Annotated in this window: 14 protein-coding genes; 4 read left to right on the top strand and 10 right to left on the bottom strand. The window is 71.1% G+C overall.

Translation table 11 applies throughout. The annotated features are described in order from the left end of the window. Positions 1-182 precede the first annotated feature (182 nt). From AB0M46_RS16885 to AB0M46_RS16860, 6 genes are all read right to left on the bottom strand, one after another. Positions 183-1,124 carry an SDR family NAD(P)-dependent oxidoreductase gene (locus AB0M46_RS16885; RefSeq protein ID WP_363336840.1) on the bottom strand — a complete coding sequence of 314 codons (942 nt, stop codon included), beginning with the start codon at positions 1,122-1,124 and terminating at the stop codon, positions 183-185. A 341-nt stretch (positions 1,125-1,465) separates the two neighbouring features. Beyond that, positions 1,466-1,906: a hypothetical protein gene (locus AB0M46_RS16880; protein ID WP_363336838.1), complete on the bottom strand. Its 441-nt coding sequence runs from the start codon at positions 1,904-1,906 to the stop codon at positions 1,466-1,468. A 1,084-nt stretch (positions 1,907-2,990) separates the two neighbouring features. Next, positions 2,991-3,797, bottom strand: a complete 807-nt coding sequence (locus tag AB0M46_RS16875; protein ID WP_363336836.1) for a hypothetical protein — start codon at positions 3,795-3,797, stop codon at positions 2,991-2,993. After that, positions 3,790-4,341, bottom strand: coding sequence for a hypothetical protein (locus AB0M46_RS16870; RefSeq protein ID WP_363336834.1), 552 nt, complete (start codon positions 4,339-4,341; stop codon positions 3,790-3,792). The genes AB0M46_RS16875 and AB0M46_RS16870 overlap by 8 nt, the downstream gene beginning before the upstream one ends. Before the next feature lie 278 nt (positions 4,342-4,619). Then, the gene (locus AB0M46_RS16865) at positions 4,620-5,261 is read right to left on the bottom strand and encodes a hypothetical protein (protein WP_363336832.1); all 642 of its coding nucleotides are present in this window, start codon (positions 5,259-5,261) and stop codon (positions 4,620-4,622) included. A 115-nt stretch (positions 5,262-5,376) separates the two neighbouring features. Then, a complete protein-coding gene (locus AB0M46_RS16860) occupies positions 5,377-5,850 on the bottom strand; it encodes a MarR family winged helix-turn-helix transcriptional regulator (RefSeq protein WP_363336830.1) in 474 nt (157 codons plus the stop codon). Between the two features lie 72 nt (positions 5,851-5,922). Between AB0M46_RS16860 and AB0M46_RS16855 the strand changes: the two genes are divergently transcribed. Next, entirely contained in the window at positions 5,923-6,810 is an 888-nt protein-coding gene (locus AB0M46_RS16855) for an NmrA/HSCARG family protein (RefSeq protein ID WP_363336828.1), read from the top strand. Between the two features lie 47 nt (positions 6,811-6,857). Here the strand turns inward: AB0M46_RS16855 and AB0M46_RS16850 are convergent, their stop codons facing one another. Together AB0M46_RS16850 and AB0M46_RS16845 are read right to left on the bottom strand one after the other, a co-directional pair. After that, a complete protein-coding gene (locus AB0M46_RS16850) occupies positions 6,858-8,204 on the bottom strand; it encodes an NtaA/DmoA family FMN-dependent monooxygenase (RefSeq protein WP_363336826.1) in 1,347 nt (448 codons plus the stop codon). After that, entirely contained in the window at positions 8,201-9,580 is a 1,380-nt protein-coding gene (locus AB0M46_RS16845) for an MFS transporter (RefSeq protein WP_363336824.1), read from the bottom strand. Before AB0M46_RS16845 ends, AB0M46_RS16850 begins: the two co-directional genes overlap by 4 nt. A gap of 71 nt (positions 9,581-9,651) precedes the next feature. Here AB0M46_RS16845 and AB0M46_RS16840 point away from each other — a divergent pair, with 71 nt between their 5' ends. Next, positions 9,652-10,284: a TetR/AcrR family transcriptional regulator gene (locus tag AB0M46_RS16840; protein WP_363336822.1), complete on the top strand. Its 633-nt coding sequence runs from the start codon at positions 9,652-9,654 to the stop codon at positions 10,282-10,284. Between the two features lie 5 nt (positions 10,285-10,289). On the opposite strand, the gene AB0M46_RS16835 is transcribed toward AB0M46_RS16840, so the two are convergent. Further along, positions 10,290-15,632, bottom strand: coding sequence for an AAA family ATPase (locus AB0M46_RS16835; protein ID WP_363336820.1), 5,343 nt, complete (start codon positions 15,630-15,632; stop codon positions 10,290-10,292). Positions 15,633-16,117: 485 nt separating this feature from the next. Here AB0M46_RS16835 and AB0M46_RS16830 point away from each other — a divergent pair, with 485 nt between their 5' ends. Beyond that, the gene (locus AB0M46_RS16830) at positions 16,118-16,519 is read left to right on the top strand and encodes a YciI family protein (RefSeq protein WP_363336818.1); all 402 of its coding nucleotides are present in this window, start codon (positions 16,118-16,120) and stop codon (positions 16,517-16,519) included. Next, positions 16,519-17,733 carry a sigma-70 family RNA polymerase sigma factor gene (locus AB0M46_RS16825; protein WP_363336816.1) on the top strand — a complete coding sequence of 405 codons (1,215 nt, stop codon included), beginning with the start codon at positions 16,519-16,521 and terminating at the stop codon, positions 17,731-17,733. The genes AB0M46_RS16830 and AB0M46_RS16825 overlap by 1 nt, the downstream gene beginning before the upstream one ends. Positions 17,734-17,885: 152 nt before the next feature. Here the strand turns inward: AB0M46_RS16825 and AB0M46_RS16820 are convergent, their stop codons facing one another. Then, positions 17,886-19,043 (bottom strand): HoxN/HupN/NixA family nickel/cobalt transporter, encoded by a 1,158-nt coding sequence (locus AB0M46_RS16820; RefSeq protein ID WP_363336814.1) that lies wholly within the window; start codon positions 19,041-19,043, stop codon positions 17,886-17,888. Between the last annotated feature and the right edge of the window lie 93 nt (positions 19,044-19,136).

The following is a 19,136-nucleotide window of genomic DNA, read 5'->3' as shown; positions in this document are numbered from 1 at the left end:
TGGTCCGACGAACCTGGGCCACCCATAGCCAGTCCCTCCGCCGTGGGCACTGAACCGACCGATCCGACCAACCGGCAGCCGATCATCCCGCCACGATCGTTCATGCGACGACGCACTCTTCTAGCCGCGTACAGCGTGCGTTCATGCCGGTCTTGAGGTGTCGGCCGATTGACGTGCGGTTGCTAAAAGCCTTTGTGGAGCGTGTCAGGCGGGCTCAGGTCGATCGGGTTGGGGCCGGTCAGCACGCCACCCTCTACGGGTAGGGTGTGTCCGGTGATCCATGCGGCGTCGTCGGAGCCGAGGAACGCGACCGCTGCGGCGATGTCCTCTGGCTCGCCGACGCGGCCGAGCGGGTACATCGGCTTGAGCTTCTCCAGCGCGTCCCCCTGGGAGTCCCAATTCGGTGTCCGGACGGTGCCGGGGGCGACCACATTGAAGCGCACGCCGAGCGGGCCGTACCGGGCGGCGTAGTTCTGCGACATCGCGATCTGGCCGGCTTTCGCCGCTGCGTACTCCACGTTGCCGAAGGCCGCGATGCCGTTTACCGAGCTGATCGTGACTACGTTGCCGCGAGTCTTCACCAGGTGCGGGATAGCCGCCTGAATGCAACGGGCGGCGCCGACGAGGGTGAAGTCGAGCTGACGGTGCCAGTCCTCGGCTGAGGTGTCCTCGGGCATCGAGGTGACGATGCAGCCGCCCGCGTTGTTCACCACCAGATCGAGCCGGCCAAACCGCCCGACCGCCGCGGCGACCGCGGCGTCGACGTCGGCGCGTGAGGTGACATCGACCTTGACCCCGAGCGCGCGCTCCGCGCCGACCTCCTCGGCCAGCGCTGCGACCGCGTCCTCCAGCAGGTCCGTGACGACCACCGCACCGCCCTCGGCGGCGACCCGCCGTACGACGGCCTGCCCGATGCCCTGTGCCGCCGCCGTGACGAGCGCGACCTTGCCCTCGAATCGCCGCATCACCACTCCTCCAGAATCTTTGCCGCCATTCTCCCCGCGATCCAGCCCCGGCTTGGCGGCACCGAGACCGCGGCAGAGCACAATCAAACCACCGCCCGCGATCGCCCCGCCCACAACACCCAGGTCGATCGTCGTGAGCAGCCGATCGATGAACACCATCGCCGCGGCATCCGCTATGCCGCGATCCGCGCGCTTACGGTCAACTGAAGAGATCAGCCGTCCGGACGGTCCAACACCGCGACGAGGGGCGGCGGAGGGCAACAAGGGCACGAACCTGCGCCACTCCAGCGACATCATCGCGCAGGTTGGAGGCTCAATAGCCGCTGCTCACCGGTGGTGCCGGCCGTTTCGGCTGGCGCAGGGGTATCTCTAGCCGGGGGCACGTCACAGAATTGCAAAAAGCTCAACGCGACCCTCCGATCACTGATCGTGGAAGCCGGTTTCACGTTCGAATAGACGATCGAGGATGCCCCGGCCGAGCGGCCGGGGCATCGTCGCGTTCACCCGAGGTACCGTGCCGGACGCGCCCGGATCGCGGCATGACAGTGCAGCCGATCAAGGCATTGCGGTGCGTCGAGTGAGCGGAACTTCCACGTCCAAATCTGTCCATGTGCTTCGAAGGACAGTCGAAGGCTGCTGGCCTGCTCGGGCGGAACCGGCAGGTAGTTACTGACATAGCGCCAGGGGTGCCGCTCACCGCCGCCGGTTGCGCTCGCCAAGGTGTAGTGCGTGCCGATGTTGTCGGTGACCGTCTGCCGGATCTCCAGCAGGTGTATGGCTGGCCAGTCGGGGGGATCGGTTTGCGGGTTGGCGAGCCAGGTCTCGTGCGCCTGGCGGTAGGTCCGCAGCGCTCGGTCGGCTCCCGGCCCCCTTCCTTCCAGACGCAGCGTGACATGGTTAGCGATCTCCAGACCGACCAGCCAAGCCTCGACGTCTCCCATCTCGGCCACCACCTGAGGCGCGTGCAGCACTGCCGGCGCGGTACCGCCGTCACGGTCACGAGGAACACCTGCTCTGGCTCCCCGAAGTCGACATGCACGACACCATCGGCGATGAGCTCTTTGCTCATCTCGTTCGGCCGCAAGGGATGCCGGCCGCCTGCCATGACGAGGATTTGGGTCGCCTGACGCACGTCCACCATGCAACGGACCGTAGCAAGTGGTCGTAAGCAGTCGTAGGCGAACACGTTGTGCGACCGGCGCCGGTGCTGCAACCATTGCGACATGACGATCAGCCGAAAGGACCATGCCGCGTAAGCGACCGGGAACGATTCGTGCCGCACAACGAGCTGCCGGTCATGCCATCCGCCAGTGGGCGCATGAAGGCGGCCCTGTCGACCGGCTATCTCCCACGACGACCGCCGCAGTCCGCGTGGTCGAGCACAGCGGCTATCTCGACCGATGCGCGCAGGACTGGGCGTGCTACGACCCCGACCCGTTCCACGAGCACGTCCGTCCCGGACGTACCGCGGCTTTTTCTTCTCGACTACCGGAACTTCCTACGCCAACCTGGCCGGAAGCTGCGACTTGAGGCTTCGCTGTGCTCGGCCTGTCCCGGCTGTCAGTACGAGGACGTTGCGGTTGTGAGGGACGCGCTGGAGGCCGTCACCCGCCTCCTGCCGCCGTCGGCGCGCGCGGAGATGCGTCGATTGGTGACCCGACTTGACCACGAGTTCGGCGTCGCACTCTGCCCGATTCCAGCCCCAAGGCAAGGTGGTCAGGTGAACCGTTGCCCTGGTGGCATCGCCGGATCTACCGAAACTGACAATGCCTGAGACCCCGATGCCTGCGACCGTCAGCAAGGCGCCCGTGGCCAGGTTGTCGGGCGTGGAAACGGCGCAGGGCAGGGGCGCCCCTGCATCTCTGCATGATCAGGTGAACGCTCTTCGGCTACGAGCGCACCCGATCACGGCTGAATACGCGCGGCTTGTCGAGCAGGATGCGCGACTCGCGGAGCGGGACGCGGTGGTCGCGGCGTTGACCTCCCCCGGGTCGGTCCGCGCCGCCGTTTGGGGCGCGGCCTTGCTCATACTCCTGCGCTGCACGCGACAGCCTGCGGGTTCTTTCCAAAGATCATTTGACCCTGCTCGACGTAGATCTCCGCCTTGGACAGGTCCGCCTCGGCGGGGAACGGCACATCGAGAGAGACCGCGATGCCTTTGAGGGGCTGGGAGGTGCCGTACACAATGTGGCCCGTCTTGTCCCGGGCGATGATGTGCAAAGCCGGCTGGCACAGCGGGGCTTTCGGCAGGTCCGTCACGATCTCGAATGTCATCGGCACGTAGCCGCCAGTGCCGGGCGCGCCGTAGGTGACGTTCCGCGCGGTCACGCTCCTCGGCCACGCCGCAAAGACGCTGGCCGGCAGCAGCTTGTTGTCGCGGATCTCGAACGACAGCGAGGCCACCGTCTCGGGCCCCTGCAGCACGTGGATCAGGCCCCCGATGCCAAGCCGCTGCCCGGGCAGCAGGACCGGCAGGTTGGCCAGGCCGAGCTTCGGCTCACCCACCGGCGCTCCCGTCGCCGTCATCGGCTGCACGGTGACGTAGTTCTGCACCGCCGCCTGGTCGCATGGGTTCTCCACGATGAAGCCGTACCAGAAATCGGCACCATGCCGGTCGAAGCCGGACTCCAGGACGCGCGGGGAGCAGGCCGGCGCCGTGGCCGGGGCGCTCGATGATGCGCTTGTCGGCGGCGGCGACGGCTCGTCGTGGGGACCGGTCGTGCACGCCGAAACCATGGCGGAGAACAGGCTCAGGACGAGCATGCCCGCTGCCACCCGCGACCGGCGGCGAGTTCGCAGCGCCTCTCTCGGATTCGGCTCCTCGTCAGCCATTCCGCACGCCTTGCACGGCCTCGGTGCGGAACCACTTCGGCAGACCCATACCGAGTACCTCGTCCTGCAGCAGGGTCAACTGGGCTCGGTAATCGGCCAGCAAATCGCTTGTCGCCGCCCGCAGCGCGGCAAGAAACTCGGCCTCCGTCAGCGTGCGCAGCACGCCTTCATCGATATCGAAATCCCAGCTCACCAGAGCACGGCTCTGCACCCTGACCTCGCCTCGGTCGGATGCGCCACGGACAACGAGTTGCTCAAACCGCTCCCAGTAGATGCGCTCCTCGGGGCGCCCATAGCCGTCGTCTCGCAGTCCGCCAAGATGCGCGTCGAGCGCGTGCAGATACTCGCGGCGGAACTTGGCCCACAGCGCGACGGCGAGACGGGCGAGCTGATACGACAACGTTGACGCGGCGTAACGCCGGAAAGCACCACTCACGAACCAAACCCGGACGTAGTCATCAGCGCGTGCCTCTGCGCCGATACCGCCATCCGGCGACGAAGCCGTAACGCCGAGTTCCGCGAGTCGGCCCGCGAAGCGATCCATGATCGATGATCGTTACCTACGCCCGGGCCCGGCACTACCCGATGTCCAATTTCGAGGCGAATGAGCGATTTTGCGCGTCAGGTGGCAGCGCCGTCGAGCGTGTCGGATGGCAGCGCTTCCGCCAACTGAAGACACTTGTGCGCGTCCTGCCCCCAGTTCCCGCAGCCGCACAGCGAGCGCGTAGGCGTACTCCGCGGCGTCCTGGTGGTACCGCTCCTCGTCGTACTGCTTGCACAGTGGGCGCGGGCTCACGAGGGTGCTGGCAACTCATCTGCGGCTCAGACTGCCGTTACGAGGAACCCTGCCAGAGTGATCCGGTAGAGATCCGGATCGTCGTCGAACGGTTGGCCCTCGCGCACGAAGCCGAACCACGCGCGCAGAACGTCCTCAGCCAGTTCCAGGGGGTGGAACGGCAACGGATACGGCTCCTCGTCCTCCCAATCCGGATCCGGTTCGACCGGGCGCTCACCAGCCCAATACGGCGCCTCGAACGTGAACGGCACGCCGATGTTCTCGTGGATGCCGTGGTCCGGCGACAGACCCAGCGACCGCCAGAGCTCACCGTCGCCGGTCCACACCGCGAACGCAAGGTAGTCGACAACGCTGTGCATCGCATGCAGGTACAGGGTCCGGCCCTTCGCCTCGTCCAGGAAGCGCTGATCGAGCTTCGAGGGCCGGTCCAGCGCGACGTCGCCGGTGCACACGATCGACAGGCCGGGGAAGCAGCCGGCGTAGACGTACGCGTCGGCGGGGTTGGCGTTCCGGCCGAGCGTGCCATCCCCGATCTCGGTCAGGCGGTGCTCTGGATACAGCCGCTCGACGAGACTTCTGGTTGCCGCACGGTCGATCGGCGGCGCGGCCTTGAGCACCGAGCGCACGTCGCCCTCGCTGTAGAACAGCATCCAGTCCTTCGCGCCCATGCGCTTCCCCTCCGACTCACGACGGGCAGCAGCCTACCGACGGCATGCTGGGCTGGCGGCTGATCCACAACACAACCCCAGCCGCGAGGAAGACTGCGGTACGTAGGCAGAGCGCTCAGCAGGACGCCGGCGTTCCTTGGCCGTCCTGGAGGTTCGAGAGCATGTGGCGCACCAGGCGTTCCAGCTGCTGTACCTCGGCGGGGGTGAGCCCGGCGACGGTGACGCGTTCGAGGTCGCCCCAGAGGTTCTGGACGCGCTCGTAGATGGCGCGGCCCTCGGCAGTCAGGCTGACGAGGGTCACCCGCCGGTCGGTCTCCGACGGGACCCGCTCGACGATGCCCGCCTTCTCCATGCGCGAGAGCATCTTTGCCGTCGTGGGCGGCTCCACGCCCAGCCAGCGGGTGAGCTCGGCCTGGGACCGCGGGGGCGAATCGAACAGGCGCATGACGATCAGCTCCTGACCGGCGCTGAGCCCCGTATCCCGCAGCAGCTCCTGTGACATGGCTCGATGCGCCCGCGCCAGGGTGGGGATCAGCGGGCTGATCACCCCTTGGACCGCCGAGGTGAAGTCAGCCGGTTTCGCGTTCACGACTCTCCCCGGAAATAATAGTAAGCCGGCTTATGTTCTCCTCTAGTGTCCAGCTCAACGAAGGAGAACGTCATGAACACCAGTGTCACACCTTCCACCGGCTCGCGGCTGATCGCCGTCGTCGGGGCGACGGGCAAGCAGGGCGGCTCCGTCGTCGACGCGCTGCTGGAGCGGGGCGCGCGGGTGCGCGCCCTCGTGCGCGATCCCGGGGCGCCCGCCGCGCAGCACCTCGCCGACCGCGGTGTCGAACTGACGGCCGGCGACCTGGGCGATGCCGCATCGCTCGACACCCTCTTCGACGGCGTGGATGCCGCGTTCGCGATGACCACACCGATCCCCGCCGGCACCGGGCAGGAGACCGCCGACGGTACCGCGATCGCGGACGCCGCCGCACGCGCGCAGCTGCCGCATCTGGTGTTCAGCTCAGTCGGCGGCGCCGAGCGCGAAACCGGCGTTCCGCACTTCGAGAGCAAGCGCCGGGCCGAGGAGCACATCGCAGCGCTCGGCATCCACCACACCTTCCTGCGCCCCGTCTTCTTCATGGACAACTTCGCCGGCTTCTCGACCAGCGTCGAGCATGGCCAGGTTGTCGTACGGATGGCGATGCCCGGCGACATCCCGCTGCAGATGGTCGCCGTCAGCGACATCGGGAAAGCGGCGGCGGCGATCCTGCTCGGCGCGACCGCGGTCGAAGGCACCAGCGTGGAGATCGCCGGCGACAGCCTGACCGGCAAACAGATCGCGCAGGCGATCGGCGCCCACGCCGGCCTTCCCGCACGCTACGAGGCACTGCCGCTCGAGGCCATCGCCTCCTTCGGGGACACCGCCGCGATGTTCCGCTGGTTCACCGAGACCCCCGCCTACCAGGCCGACTTCGCCGCGACGCGCGCGCTCGTGCCCAGCGTCCTCGACTTCTCCTCCTGGCTCGCCTCGTCGGGCTGGAACCCCGCCGCATCGTAAACGGAGTACCGCATGACGGCCCGCCCGGTCGAGCACGGACAGCGGGATCACGATGCCGCCTCGACGGTCTGGTGGAAGCGTTCGCGGAGCGTCGCCTCGCGGTACTCGGTGCGGAACAGGCCCCGGCGTTGCAGCAGCGGTACGACGTGCTCGACGAACGCGGGCAGGCCGTCGGCGATGACGTCCGGCATGAGGGTGAACCCGTCGGCGGCGCGGGCCTCGAACCAGTGCTGGACGACGTCGGCGACCTGCTCGGGCGTACCGGCGGCGACGAGGTGACCGGAGCGCCACAGCCGCCGCAGGATGTCGCGGACGGTGCGGCCCTGCCGGGCCAGTCGCAGCGCGCCGGTGTGCAGCACGTGGACGTCGTCCGCGCCGGGCAGCAGCCGTTGCGGCACCGGCCGGTCCAGGTCGAGCGCGCCGGGGTCGACGCGCAGTTTCGCGGCCAGGCCGGGCAGGGCGCCGGGGTGCTGGGCGAGGTCGTCGAGGGCGGCTAGGCGGTCGAGGGCCTCCCGTTCGGTACCGCCGATCGTCGTCATCAGCCCCGGCAGGACCGCGACCGCCGCCGGGTCCCGGCCGTGACCCCGGGCCCGGGCGCGGATGTCGGCGGCGTACGCGGCGGCGTCGGGGACGGTGACCGCGCCGGAGAAGACCGCGTCGGCGGTGCGTGCGGCCAGGTCCCGGCCGGGGTCGGAGGCGCCGGCCTGCACGATGAGCGGGTAGCCCTGCGGCGACGGGGGCAGCGGCAGCGGTCCCCGGACCTGAAAGTTGGTCCCGCTGTGCTCGATGGGCCGCAGCAGCGCCGGGTCGGTGAAGCGGCCGGACGCGACGTCGGCGACGACCGCGCCGGCCGGGAAGCTGCGCCACAGGGCGAGCACGACGTCGACGAACTCGTTGGCGCGGGCGTAGCGGTCCTGCCGGGCGGCGATGCCGCTGCCGCCGAAGTTGCCGGCGACGACCGGCACGAACGTCGTCACCGCGTTCCAGCCCGCCCGGCCATTGCTGATGAGGTCGAGGCTCAGAAACCGCCGGGCGATGTTGTACGGCTCGTTGAACGTCGTCGACGCGGTCCCGATCAGCCCGATGCGTTCGGTGGCGCGGGCGATCGCGGTCAGCACGAGGGTCGGTTCGAGGTAGTAGGCGCCCTGCGGGTCGTGGGTGATGTCGCCCCACAGTCCCGGCACGTCGGACAGGAAGACGGCGTCGAGCAGGCCGCGTTCGGCGACCCGGGCCGCCTCGACCCAGCGGTCGACGTCGGCGTAGGTCGCCGGGTCCGCCGCGGGCCACCGCCACGCGCCCGGGTGCACGCCGAGGCCGGCGCCGACGAGGTGGACGTTGAGATGCAGCTGCCGTTGGCCTTCGCGCTGGGGGACGACGCGCTTCGTACCACTCACGAGGCCGCCCCCGCGCGCTGCGGCCGGCTCGGGATGAACCACGCGGCGGCGGCCAGCAGGGCGGCGAGCCCGGCGACGACCGCGGCGCCGAGAAACGCGTCCGCCACGCCGGCCCGGCCGGTGGCGACGCCGAGCAGGACCGCGAGTCCCAGGGCACCGCCGATGGCGAGCGTGGCCTGCAGGAGCCCCGACGTGACGCCCGCGTCGGCGGGATCGGTGCGGGTGAGGACGATGACGTTGAGCGGCACGATCGTCAGGCCGGCGGCGAGGCCGAGCAGCACCTCAGGGCCGGCGACCGCGGTCAGGTAGCCGCTGTCCGGACCGACCCGGGCGAGCAGCAGCAGCGCCCCGCCGCCCAGCAGCAGCCCGGTGACGGCGAGGAACTCGGGCCGCAACCGGCGAAACAGCGCGGGCGCGGTCCGCGCGCCGACCATGAGCGCCGCCCCGAACGGCAGGAACGCCAGGCCGGTGCGCAGCGGGTCGAGGCCCATGGCCCGCTGCAGCAGCAGGGTGAGGAAGAACAGGAACCCGGTCAGCACGAACGCCAGCAGCACCAGTACCGCGAACGCCCCCGCCTTGGCCCGGTCGGCGAACACCCGCGGCGGCAGCAGCGGCGACGCGACCCGCCGCTGCGTCACCGGCAGCGCGGCCAGGGCGGCGACGGCGCACGCCAGGACCGCGACGGCAACGGCGTCCCGCCAGCCCGCGTCGGCGACCCGCACGAGCCCGTACACCAGCGCCGTGGTGCCCGCCGCCGACAGCGCCGCACCGATGATGTCGAGCCGCCCGCGCCCGGCCGCACCCTCGACCGGGGCCGGCGGGCGGGGCAGGAGGCGGGCCGACAGGACGAGCACGAGCAGGCCGATCGGCACGTTGACCAGGATCGTCCACCGCCAGTCGCCCGCCCAGGTCAGCACCCCGCCGAGCAGCATGCCCGCGCCCGCGGCCAGCCCGGTCACCGTCGAGTAGACGCCCAGGGCGCGGTCGCGGCGCTCCCCCTCGAAGCTCAGCGACAGCAGCGCCAGCCCCGCCGGTCCGGCCAGGGCCGCCCCCGCGCCCTGCACGACCCGCCCCGCGGCGAGCCAGCCGATCGCCGGCGCGAGCCCCGCGGCCGCGGAGCCGAGCGCCAGCAGGGCGATGCCGGCCAGGAACGCGCGCCGGTGCCCGATGAGGTCGCCGACCCGCCCGGCAACGAGCAGCCCGCCGCCGAACGCCAGCAGGAACGCGTTGACGACCCAGGTCAGCTCGCCGGTTGCCAGGTGCAGGTCGCGCTGCAGGTCCGGCAGCGCCACGGCCACGATCGTCCCGTCGAGCTGGAGCATGAACTCCGCGCCGACCACCGCTACCAGCAGTAGCCCGCCCTTTTGTACGGTCATGACAATCATATTGAACTGATAAGTTCAAACTGGCAAGTTCAAGGAACTGGTCGTTGCGGTAGGCTCAACCCGTGGCGACGACGCAACCCGGCCGCGGCCGGCTCGACAAGCGCTCGGCGATCCTCCAGGCGGCCGGCACGGTCTTCACCGAGCAGGGCTTCACGTCCGCCAGCATCGACGCCATCGCGCAGCTCGCGGGCGTCGCCAAACCCACGGTGTACAACCACTTCCAGGACAAGGAATCCCTCTTCCGCACCGTCATGCGGGAGGGCGCGGACCGCACCGCCGCGCGGATCATCGCGGCGCTGGACACGATCGACGACGACGCCGACCTGACCGCCGAGCTGACCCGGGTCGCGCACCAGGTCATCGAGTGCCAGCTCAGCGACGAGGGGTGGGCGCTGCAGCGGCTGCTGTACGCGGAGGTGGCCCGCTTCGCCGACCTGTACGACGACGTGGTCAGCCAGGGCGGCGTCCCCATCCTCAACGCGCTGGCCGGCCGGCTCGCCCGCCTCGCCAACCGCGGCCGCCTCGACGTCGACGACGTCATGCTGGCCGCCGCGCAGTTCATGAGCCTCGTCGCCGGCAACCTGCCCGCCCTGTCCGCGCTCGGCACCCGCCCCGTCCCCGCGGGCGAGCTGGACCGCGCGGTCAACGCCGGCGTGCGGACCTTCCTGCGCGCCTTCGCCCCGGCCCGCACCTGAAGGCGCTATCGGCCGCGGAAGGCGACCTCGCCGTTCGTCGCGGTGAGTGGCAGCTCCACGCGCAGGCTGGTGCCCGCCCCGCGGGGGCTGTGCAGCACGATCCGGCCGCCGAGCGCCTCGACGCGGTCCTTGAGACCGACCAGGCCGGTGCCGCGGGCGAAGTCGGCGCCGCCGATGCCGTCGTCGCTGACCGCGAGGCGTAGCACGGTGTCGGCTTCGACGGTGACCGTGACGGCCGACGCCTGCGCGTGCTTGGCCGCGTTGGTCAGCGTCTCGGCGACGACGTAGTACGCGCTGACCTCGACCTGCTCGGGCAGCCGCCGTTTCGTGCGCATGTCGAGGTCGACCGGGATCGGCGAGCGGCGGGCAAGGGAACGCAGTGCCGGGCCGAGACCGCCTTCGGACAGGATGGCCGGGTGGATGCCGCGGGATATCTCGCGGAGCTCGTCCAGGGCGCTGGCTGCCCCGGTGACGGCGCGCTCGAGTTCGGTGGCGAGCGCGTCGAGCTCCGGCGGCAGCGCCTCCTGGGCCGCGCGCAGTTGTAGCGCCAGTGCGACCAGCCGCTGCTGGGCGCCGTCGTGCAGGTCCCGCTCGATGCGGCGGCGGATCTGATCGGCGGTGGCGACGAGCCGCGCGCGGGAGGTGGTGAGTTCGGCCTGGCTTTCGGCGTTGGCGATGGCGGTCGCGATGAGCTCGGTGAAGTCGGCCAGCCGTTGTTCGGTGTCCTGGGGGAGCCGTCCGCGGCGGGACCCGACGTCCATGGCGCCCCAGACCCGGCCCTCGACCAGGATCGGGCTGGCGACCGCGGAGCGCAGTCCCGGGAGAGCGGCGTCGGGCAGGCTCTGCGACTCCGGGTCGTCCACGTCGCGGCGAGCCGCGCGGCCGGTGGCCTGGACCGCCGCCATGGCCGAGTCGGGATGGGGCTTGCCGCGCACCCCGGGCTGGCTGCTGCCGAAACCGTAGTCTCCCAGCAGCGTCGCGTCCCCGTCGGGCTCGAACCGCACGATCGCCGTACCGTCGGCGTCGAAGAGCGTGGCGACCTCTTCGGCCACCGTGGCGAACACAGCATCCGGACCCACCCCGCGGGCGACCAGGGTCGCCACCCGCCGCAACGCCGCCTGCTCGTCGGCGATCCGGTGGAACTCGGCGTACAGCTGGGCGTTGTCGAGGGAGACGGCGAGCTGGCCGGCGATGAGCTTGACGCCGTCGAGCCGTTCGGTGGTGAAGGCGCCGCGGATGAGCCGGTTCTCCAGCAGCAGTATCGCCCGCAGCGTGCCGCGGCTGAGGATGGGCACGGCCAGCAGCGCGCAGCAGGTGACGCCGGTGAAGTAGGGGTCGCGGGCGAAGCGGTCGTCCTGGGTAGCGTCGGGCACGACGAGCAGTTCACGCATTCGCTGGGCGTATCGCAGCACGGACATCGGGACCGGGGGTTCGCTGGCCGTTGCGCAGAGCCGGGCGGTGCCACCGCTGCCCGGGGTCGGCAGCAGCCAGTGCTGCCGCTCGTCGCTCCACAGCGGCAGGTGTACGGCGGTGGCGCCGGTCATCGCGCTGAGCAACTGGGCCACGCGGGCGTGCAGCCGTTCGACGCTGGTCTCGGAGCTCAGCGCCTGCGACGCGGACAGAATGCCGAGCAGGTCGAGCGTTCCGGTGGTGACGGTGACCCGTTGGTGCCGCACGTCATCGGGCCGGCCGTCGCGCTGGTCGCCGCCCGGCGCGGTGGTCGCGTCGGATTGTGGCCGCAGGGTCGGGTAGGCCCAGTCGAGTTGGCGGACTTTCGCGGTCGCGCCCCAGGCGCGATACTCCTCGCGCGCCTGCATGAGCAGGCGGTAGCCGCCGTATTCGAGGCCATGGGCGAGATGGAAGCGGGCCGCGCGTTCGGTGATCAGGGCCCGGTGCCAGGGCCGCCGGTGCTGGGCGGCCTCGCGCCGGGCGGCGTCGAAGGCGAGGGCGGCGGCGCGGAAGTCGCCGACCGCCCAGGCCCGCTCGGCCTCGAGCAGCCGCAGCAGGGGCAGGAAGTTCGCCGGCGCGTCCGCGGCGTGGCCGGCCAGCCACCGCGTCGCCTCCTCCAGTTCGGACAGCAGATCGTCGCGTTCGTCACCGTGGCTGTCCCGGGCCTGTGCGGCGAGGGCCAGCCCGCGCAGGAGGTGGGCCAGGGCGGTCGGGTAGAGGCCCAGGGCCGTCGGCAGCAGCGGCATCGCCGCCGCGGTGTGCCGGGCCAGGGCGACCGGGTCATCGAGGACGGCGGCGGCGAGCGCATGGTTGACATGCGCGTGGAACAGCACGAACGGGTCCACGTGCCCCTCGGCCGCCACCTCGTCGGCCGCCGCCGCCGCACTTTCGCCGCGCAGCACACCGGCCAGCCATCGGTAGGTGTCCAGCCACTGACCAACCCGCTCGCTGCCGGTACGCCGCACGAAGGCCAGCCCTGTCTCCACCTCGGCGACGAAGCTGTCGAGCGTCGGCGTGCAGTCCAGCATGCCGACCGCGACCGTGTAGTAGGTATAACCGGCGCGGGCGAGGTCACCCGCCGCGATCAGCCCCTCCCGGGCACGCCGGCCTGCTCGGACAGCGTTTTCGACCGGCTCGAACCAGCCACAGGCGTACGCGAACCGGTAGCGTATCTGCGAAGCGTCGGGCTCGTAGCCACGGGCCTCGGCCAGCACCAGGCTCCGCCGCAACGCCCGATACGCGGCGGCATATTCGCCCAGCATCAGGACCTCGGAGGAGGCGTGGCTGGCGGTCGCGAGCAGGGTGGGGCACAGGCCGTGCTCGAGCCAGATCTCCAGCGCTTCCAGGCTCAGCCAGCGGCACGTCACGAAGTCGGGGGTGACGTAGGCCGCCGGCAGGATCGTATTGAGCAGACGGGCCGTGGCGATCAGCGTCGGGTCGGTGATGTCCGGGCCCATCCCGTCGGTGCTGTCGGTGTCGTCCAGCCACCGGCGCAGATGACGGTGCAGGCGATCGAACCGTTGGTCGAGTTCGGCCTGGAGCCGGTCCGCCGCCGGCACGGTGACGCCGAGCTCCCGCAGCGACTCGAGACCGAGCCCGATCGCCTCCGCGAGCCGGTTGCGGTGCGTCAGGCTGCGTATCTGCACCACCGTGGCGTCGACCCGGTCGATGACGTTGGCACACAACCCCGTGATCGTGTGGTACTCCTCGTCTGCCTCGTCCAGGCGGCCCAGGCCGTACAGCGCGGCGTGCCGGCCGGTGTGCACCTCGATCAGCGTGGCGGTCTCAGCCGGGTCGATGAGCTGCAGCGCCGCGGCCAGCAGCTCGTTCACCAGTGCGTGGTTGCCGACCAACGCCGCCTGATCGACGGCGCGCCGCAGCAGCAGCACCACCCGGCGCCGCTCCGCCGGGTCGTGGACCGCGTCGACCACCCGCAGGTACTGCTCCGCCGCGACCGCGAACCACTCCGGCACCTCGGCCAGCCGCCGCGCCATGGCCAGCTGCAGGCTGCGGCGCCGCTGCCGGTCCTGCCCGCGCAGAACCGCCTCGCGGATCCGGTCGTGGCGAAACCGCACCGCCTCCCGCGCTCCGGGCTCCACCAACAGCAGGCCCTCGTCGAGGGCGGGCGCCAGCCGCTGTTCCACCACGTTCGCCGGCACGGCGGTCGCGGTCCCCAGCAGGCGCAGCTCAGCTCGCCCGCCAAGACACGCCATCGCCTCCACCAGCGCCGGGACGGGCTCGACCCGCGCCCCCAGCGACCCGGCCACCTCCGGCCGGCCCAGGTAGGCGCACACGGCCGCCGCGTCCCACCACCATCTGCCGGCCGCCGCCGTCAGCGCGCCGTCGCGGCGCAGCGCATTGAGCAGCTGCACCGTCTCGTACGGGTTGCCGGACGTGTGCGGCCTGATCATCCCGGCCAGATCCGCCGCCGCGCTCTTGTCCACGTGCAGCATCTCGGCAACCATGGTGACGAGATGCGGCATCGGCAGGTTGTCCAGCCGCAGGTGCCGTACCGCCGGCTGTTCCCGCCACGGCGACAGCGCCGCCGCCAGTGCATTCCCCGTGTCCGCGCCGTTCTGGCGATAGGCGCCCACCAGCAACAGCCCTTCGATCGACTCCTCACTGAGCACCACATCGACGAAGCCCAGCGGTGTGCGTCCCGCCCACTGCAGGTCGTCGATGAACACCACCACCGGCCGGTGCGGCGAGGCGATCGCGCGCAGCACCTGCGTCGCCGTGCGCTGCGTGCGCACCTGCGCGGTCAGCGGATCGCCCGGATGTGGCGGCACCTCGAGCAGCGCCGCGAACTCCGGCACCAATGCGGTCAGCAGGCCCGCGTTCGGGCCGACCGCCGCCAGGATCCGCTCCCGGATGGCGGCCAGCTCCTGCTCCGGCTCGGCCAGCAACAGCCGGCCCAACGCGCGAAACGCCTGATGCACCGCGTCGAACTCCAGATCCCGCCGGTACTGGTCGAACTTGCCCACCAGGAACCAGCCGTCCCGGCCCGTCACCACCGGCCGCAGCTCATCGACCAGCGTCGTCTTGCCCACCCCCGCCGCTCCGGCGACGAGCACCCCGCGGCACCGGCCCGCCAGCGCGTCCTCGAACGCCGTACGCAGCGCCGCCACCTCCGCGTCGCGACCCACCAGCCGCGACGGCGGCGACAACCGCGGCGCAACGTCGCGCTCACCCACCCGCAGCTCGGCCGCCGCCCGCGGATCCGCGTCGCGCAGTCGCTCGAGGTCGTGGACCACGCCCTCGGCGGTCTGGTAGCGGTTGTCCGGCTCCTTCTCCAGCAGATGCATGATGATGTCGGACAACGGCCTCGGCACGGCCGGGTTGACCGCCGCCGGCGGCACCGGCACCCGAGCCAGGTGGTCGTGCGTGAGCCGCAGCGGGTCCGCGGAACCGAACGGCGGCGCGCCCGTCGCCAGCTCGTACAGCGTCGCGCCCAGCGAGTACAGGTCGGCCCGTTGGTCCACCGGCCGGCCGGTACGCCCGGTCTGCTCCGGCGCCAGGTACGCCAGCGTGCCGACGATCTCGGTGTGCAGGGTGAACTCGGGACGAATCTCGGCCAGCGACGTCGCCAACGCGAAGTCCACGAGGCACGGCACGCCGTCGCGGGAGATCACGACGTTCGCCGGGGCGATGTCCCGGTGCAACACACCCCGCCGGTGCATCCCCGCCACCGCTCGGGCCAGCGCGACCGCCAGCCCGATCAGATCACCGACCGGCAGCGGCTTCGCCAGCCCGGCGAGGTTCGTGTCACCGGCGTCCGCCAACACGATCGACCCCGGGTACCGCGGCGCCTCCACCAGCCGCGCCACCCCGTCGACGCCGCGCAACCGCTCGAGGATCGCCAGCTCGTGCCGCAGCCGGCGCGGAGCGCTCGGCCCCAACGGCTCCTTGCGCACGACGGCGGCCCCGGCCGAGACGAGGCGCGCGACACGTGTCTGTTCGCTCTCATGGACTATCTCGCCGCGCCACATCTCGCTCCGCCGGCTCTCATCAGGACAAGTCCGTATACGCTGCCGGATACGCCTCATGTCCCTACCTACACCTATTTGTGCGCAACGGCGAGGGACGCGGTCAGGCCGGGAGAAGTCGCACCTGCGGGCCCGGACAAATCCTGGTGTCACAGCTCCTGTCGTCCGATCTGCCAGGTGTACCGCCGCCTCCCAGAGCTGCGACGATAAGCTTCCCGATCAGCAGGGCGCCCGCGTCAGCCATCGCTCAGGGCCGGCCTGACGGGCGAAAACGCGGGCCGCAGGGATCGGCCGCGGCGCGGTGAAAGATTCTCCGGGGCCGTGTCGATCCGCTAGCCGCTCGTTCGACGTGTGGGTGCGAGGGCCGAGGGACGGCCCCGCCGGAGGAGAAGAACACGATGGCGAAGTACATGCTGATCATGCGGGGCACCGACGAGTCGAACGCGGCCCTGCTGGCCGGGTTCGAGGAGCTGGCGGCCTCGACCTACAAGTACATCGAGGACCTGGTCAAGGCCGGCGTGTTCGTCGCGGCCGAAGGACTGGACGATGCGCGCCAGGGCGTCGTGGTCGACTTCAGCGGCGAGACCCCGGTGGTCACGGACGGGCCGTACGGCGAGACCAAGGAACTGTTCGGGGGCTACTTCCTGCTCGACGTCGCTTCGAAGCAGGAAGCGGTCGAGTGGGCCAAGCGGATCCCGACGGTCACCGGGGCCAAGATCGAGGTCCGGCGGGTGGCCGGCGACGACGAGACGCCGCTGGAGACCGCGGGGTCCGGGCTCGAGAGCAACGGCCAGATCTGATGGGTACGGCCGACGTCGAGGCCGTCTGGCGGATCGAGTCGGCGCGGATCGTCGCCGCGCTGACCCGGTTCACCGGCGATTTCGGGCTGGCCGAAGACGCGGCCCAGGAGGCGGTGGCCGAGGCGCTGGTGTCGTGGCCGCTCGCCGCTCCGGCGAATCCCGCCGGCTGGCTGATGGCCACGGCCCGGCGGCGGGCGATCGACGCGATCCGCCGCCGGACCGCCCTCCAGGACCGTTACGCCCTGCTGGCGGCCGACGCGGCGGTCGACGAAGAACCCGACCCCGACCGGATCGACGACGACATCCTGGCGCTGATGTTCATCAGCTGCCACCCGGTGCTCTCGCCCGAGGCCCGGGTGGCGCTGACCCTGCGCGTGGTCGGCGGCCTGTCCAGCGAGGAGATCGCCCGCGCGTTCCTCGTGCCCGTGCCGACCGTGCAGGCCCGCATCACCCGGGGCAAGAAGACGATCGCGGCGGCCGGGGTACCGTTCGAGCTGCCGCCGGCCGCCGAGCGCCGGGAGCGGCTGGGTGGCGTGCTCAGCGTCATCTACGTGATCTTCAGCGAGGGGTCGACAGCCACGTCGGGCGACCGGCTGCTGCGCCCCGAGGTCGCGTACGAGGCGATCCGGCTGGCCCGCACGCTGGCCGCGCTGCAGCCGGCCGAGCCGGAGGTGCACGGCCTGCTCGCGCTGTGCGAGCTGACGGCCGCGCGCTTCCCGGCCCGGACCGCCGCGGACGGCTCGCCGGTCCTGCTCGAGGACCAGGACCGGCGGCGGTGGGACTTCTCGGCGATCCGCCGTGGGCTGGCGGCGCTGGCCAAGGCGTCGACTCGCGGCCTCGGCCCCTACGGCCTGCAGGCCGCGATCGCCGCCACCCACGCGTCGGCGCTCTCCGTCGAGGCAACCGACTGGGACCGGATCGTCGTGCTCTACGAGGCACTCGGCCGGGTCGCACCCTCGCCGGTGGTCGAGCTCAACCGGGCGGTCGCCGTTGCCATGGCCTCGGGCCCGGCGCAAGCGCTGGCCATCGTGGACGAGCTGATCGCCTCGGATCGGCTCCCCGGTTCGCACCTGGTGCCGACCGTCCGCGGTGAGCTGCTGGCCCGACTCGGACGGCGCCCGGAAGCGCGCGCCGAGCTGGAGCTGGCGGCCCGGCTGTGCGCCAACCAGCGCGAACGCTCAGTGCTGCTGCGCAAGGCGGCCACGCTGGGCTGACGTCTCCAGCTCGGCCGGCCGGGACTCGGGGGCGGCCCGTTCGAGTGGAGATCGAGATGCCCCGGGCCGACAGGTCCGGGGCATCTGCGCGTTCGCCTTCGACGCCGGTTGGATACGGGCGGCGTGGGGCGCTGCGAGTGGGCAAGCGAAGCTCAGGGCGAATCATCCGGCGCGGGGGCGAGTCGCGCGGTCCAGCGGTCTTCGACGCGGCCGAGTTTCCACACGGCGATCGCGACGGCCCAGGCGAGGACGAACAGCCCGACGATGGCGTAGCCGGCATAGTCCAGGGGGATGTCCGCGATCGCGGCAAGGGGGCCGTGGGTGATGCCGGCCTGGTCGGCGAGCACCCCGATGAGCTCGATCGTGCCGATGATCAGCGCCACCGCGACGGAGATCGACGTGATCGTGATGTTGTAGAAGACCTTCCGGACGGGCTTGGCGAACGCCCAGCCGTAGGCGGCGTTCATGAACACGCCGTCGATCGTGTCCATCAGGCACATCCCGGCGGCGAACAGGATCGGCAGCACGAGGATGGCGTAGAACGGCAGGTTGAACGCGGCGGCACCGCCGGCCAGGACGAGCAGCCCGACCTCGGTGGCCGTGTCGAAGCCCAGGCCGAAGAGCACGCCGATCGGGTAGATGTGCCACGGCTTGCGCACGGATCGGGTGAGGCCGCCGAGGATGCGGTTCATGAAGCCGCGCTTGTTGAGCTGGTCTTCGAGGGCCTGCTCGTCGTAGTCGCCGACCCGCATGCGGCGGAAGACGCGGATGATGCCGACCAGGACGACCAGGTTGAGCACGCCGAGAATCCACAGGAACACCCCGGACACGGAGGCGCCGATGACGCCGGTGACGGAGTGCAGCTCGGAGTCGTCGTTCTCGACCTGGCCGGCGAGGGTCTTCACGCCCACGGAGAGCAGGAAGGCCAGGCCGAACACGATGGTGGAATGGCCGAGGGAGAACCAGAACCCGACGGACAGCGGCTTGCGCGCGCCGGGGATGCCGGTGTTGTCGGCCATGAGTTTTCGGGTGGTGTTGTCGACCGCGGCGATGTGGTCGGCGTCGAAGGCGTGGCGCAGGCCGAACGTGTACGCCAGCAGGCCGACGCCGGCGGTGAAGACCGGATGGTCGCCACCGAGCTGGAAGTGCTCCGGCGCGACCAGCCCGAACAGCACGCCGAAGCCGACGACGTGCAGCAGGGCGATGAACGCGGCCATGCCGCTCAAGGACCGCCAGTCGGTGCGGTTGAGGCTGCGCCGGAACCGGGTCAGCCCGGAGCCGTCCTCGGCAATGGTGTCGGGGGAACCCATGGGGACCTACTTCACGAGTGAGGGACGAACACGAGCGGCCGGCCGGCGCTCCACTGTTGCAACTTACTGGCAAATACCGCACAGTGGCAGTGG

The sequence above is a fragment of the Dactylosporangium sp. NPDC051485 genome, from assembly GCF_040682015.1.
Classification (GTDB): domain Bacteria; phylum Actinomycetota; class Actinomycetes; order Mycobacteriales; family Micromonosporaceae; genus Dactylosporangium.
This window is presented reverse-complemented; position numbering and strand designations above follow the sequence as displayed.

Coding starts and splice junctions, on each gene's coding strand:
- AB0M46_RS16845 (WP_363336824.1), bottom strand. CDS start 9,580: ATGACCGTACAAAAGGGCGGGCTACTGCTGGTAGCGGTGGTCGGCGCG.
- AB0M46_RS16885 (WP_363336840.1), bottom strand. CDS start 1,124: ATGGTGTTCATCGATCGGCTGCTCACGACGATCGACCTGGGTGTTGTG.
- AB0M46_RS16830 (WP_363336818.1), top strand. CDS start 16,118: ATGGCGAAGTACATGCTGATCATGCGGGGCACCGACGAGTCGAACGCG.
- AB0M46_RS16880 (WP_363336838.1), bottom strand. CDS start 1,906: ATGGGAGACGTCGAGGCTTGGCTGGTCGGTCTGGAGATCGCTAACCAT.
- AB0M46_RS16875 (WP_363336836.1), bottom strand. CDS start 3,797: ATGGCTGACGAGGAGCCGAATCCGAGAGAGGCGCTGCGAACTCGCCGC.
- AB0M46_RS16820 (WP_363336814.1), bottom strand. CDS start 19,043: ATGGGTTCCCCCGACACCATTGCCGAGGACGGCTCCGGGCTGACCCGG.
- AB0M46_RS16865 (WP_363336832.1), bottom strand. CDS start 5,261: ATGGGCGCGAAGGACTGGATGCTGTTCTACAGCGAGGGCGACGTGCGC.
- AB0M46_RS16825 (WP_363336816.1), top strand. CDS start 16,519: ATGGGTACGGCCGACGTCGAGGCCGTCTGGCGGATCGAGTCGGCGCGG.
- AB0M46_RS16870 (WP_363336834.1), bottom strand. CDS start 4,341: ATGGATCGCTTCGCGGGCCGACTCGCGGAACTCGGCGTTACGGCTTCG.
- AB0M46_RS16855 (WP_363336828.1), top strand. CDS start 5,923: ATGAACACCAGTGTCACACCTTCCACCGGCTCGCGGCTGATCGCCGTC.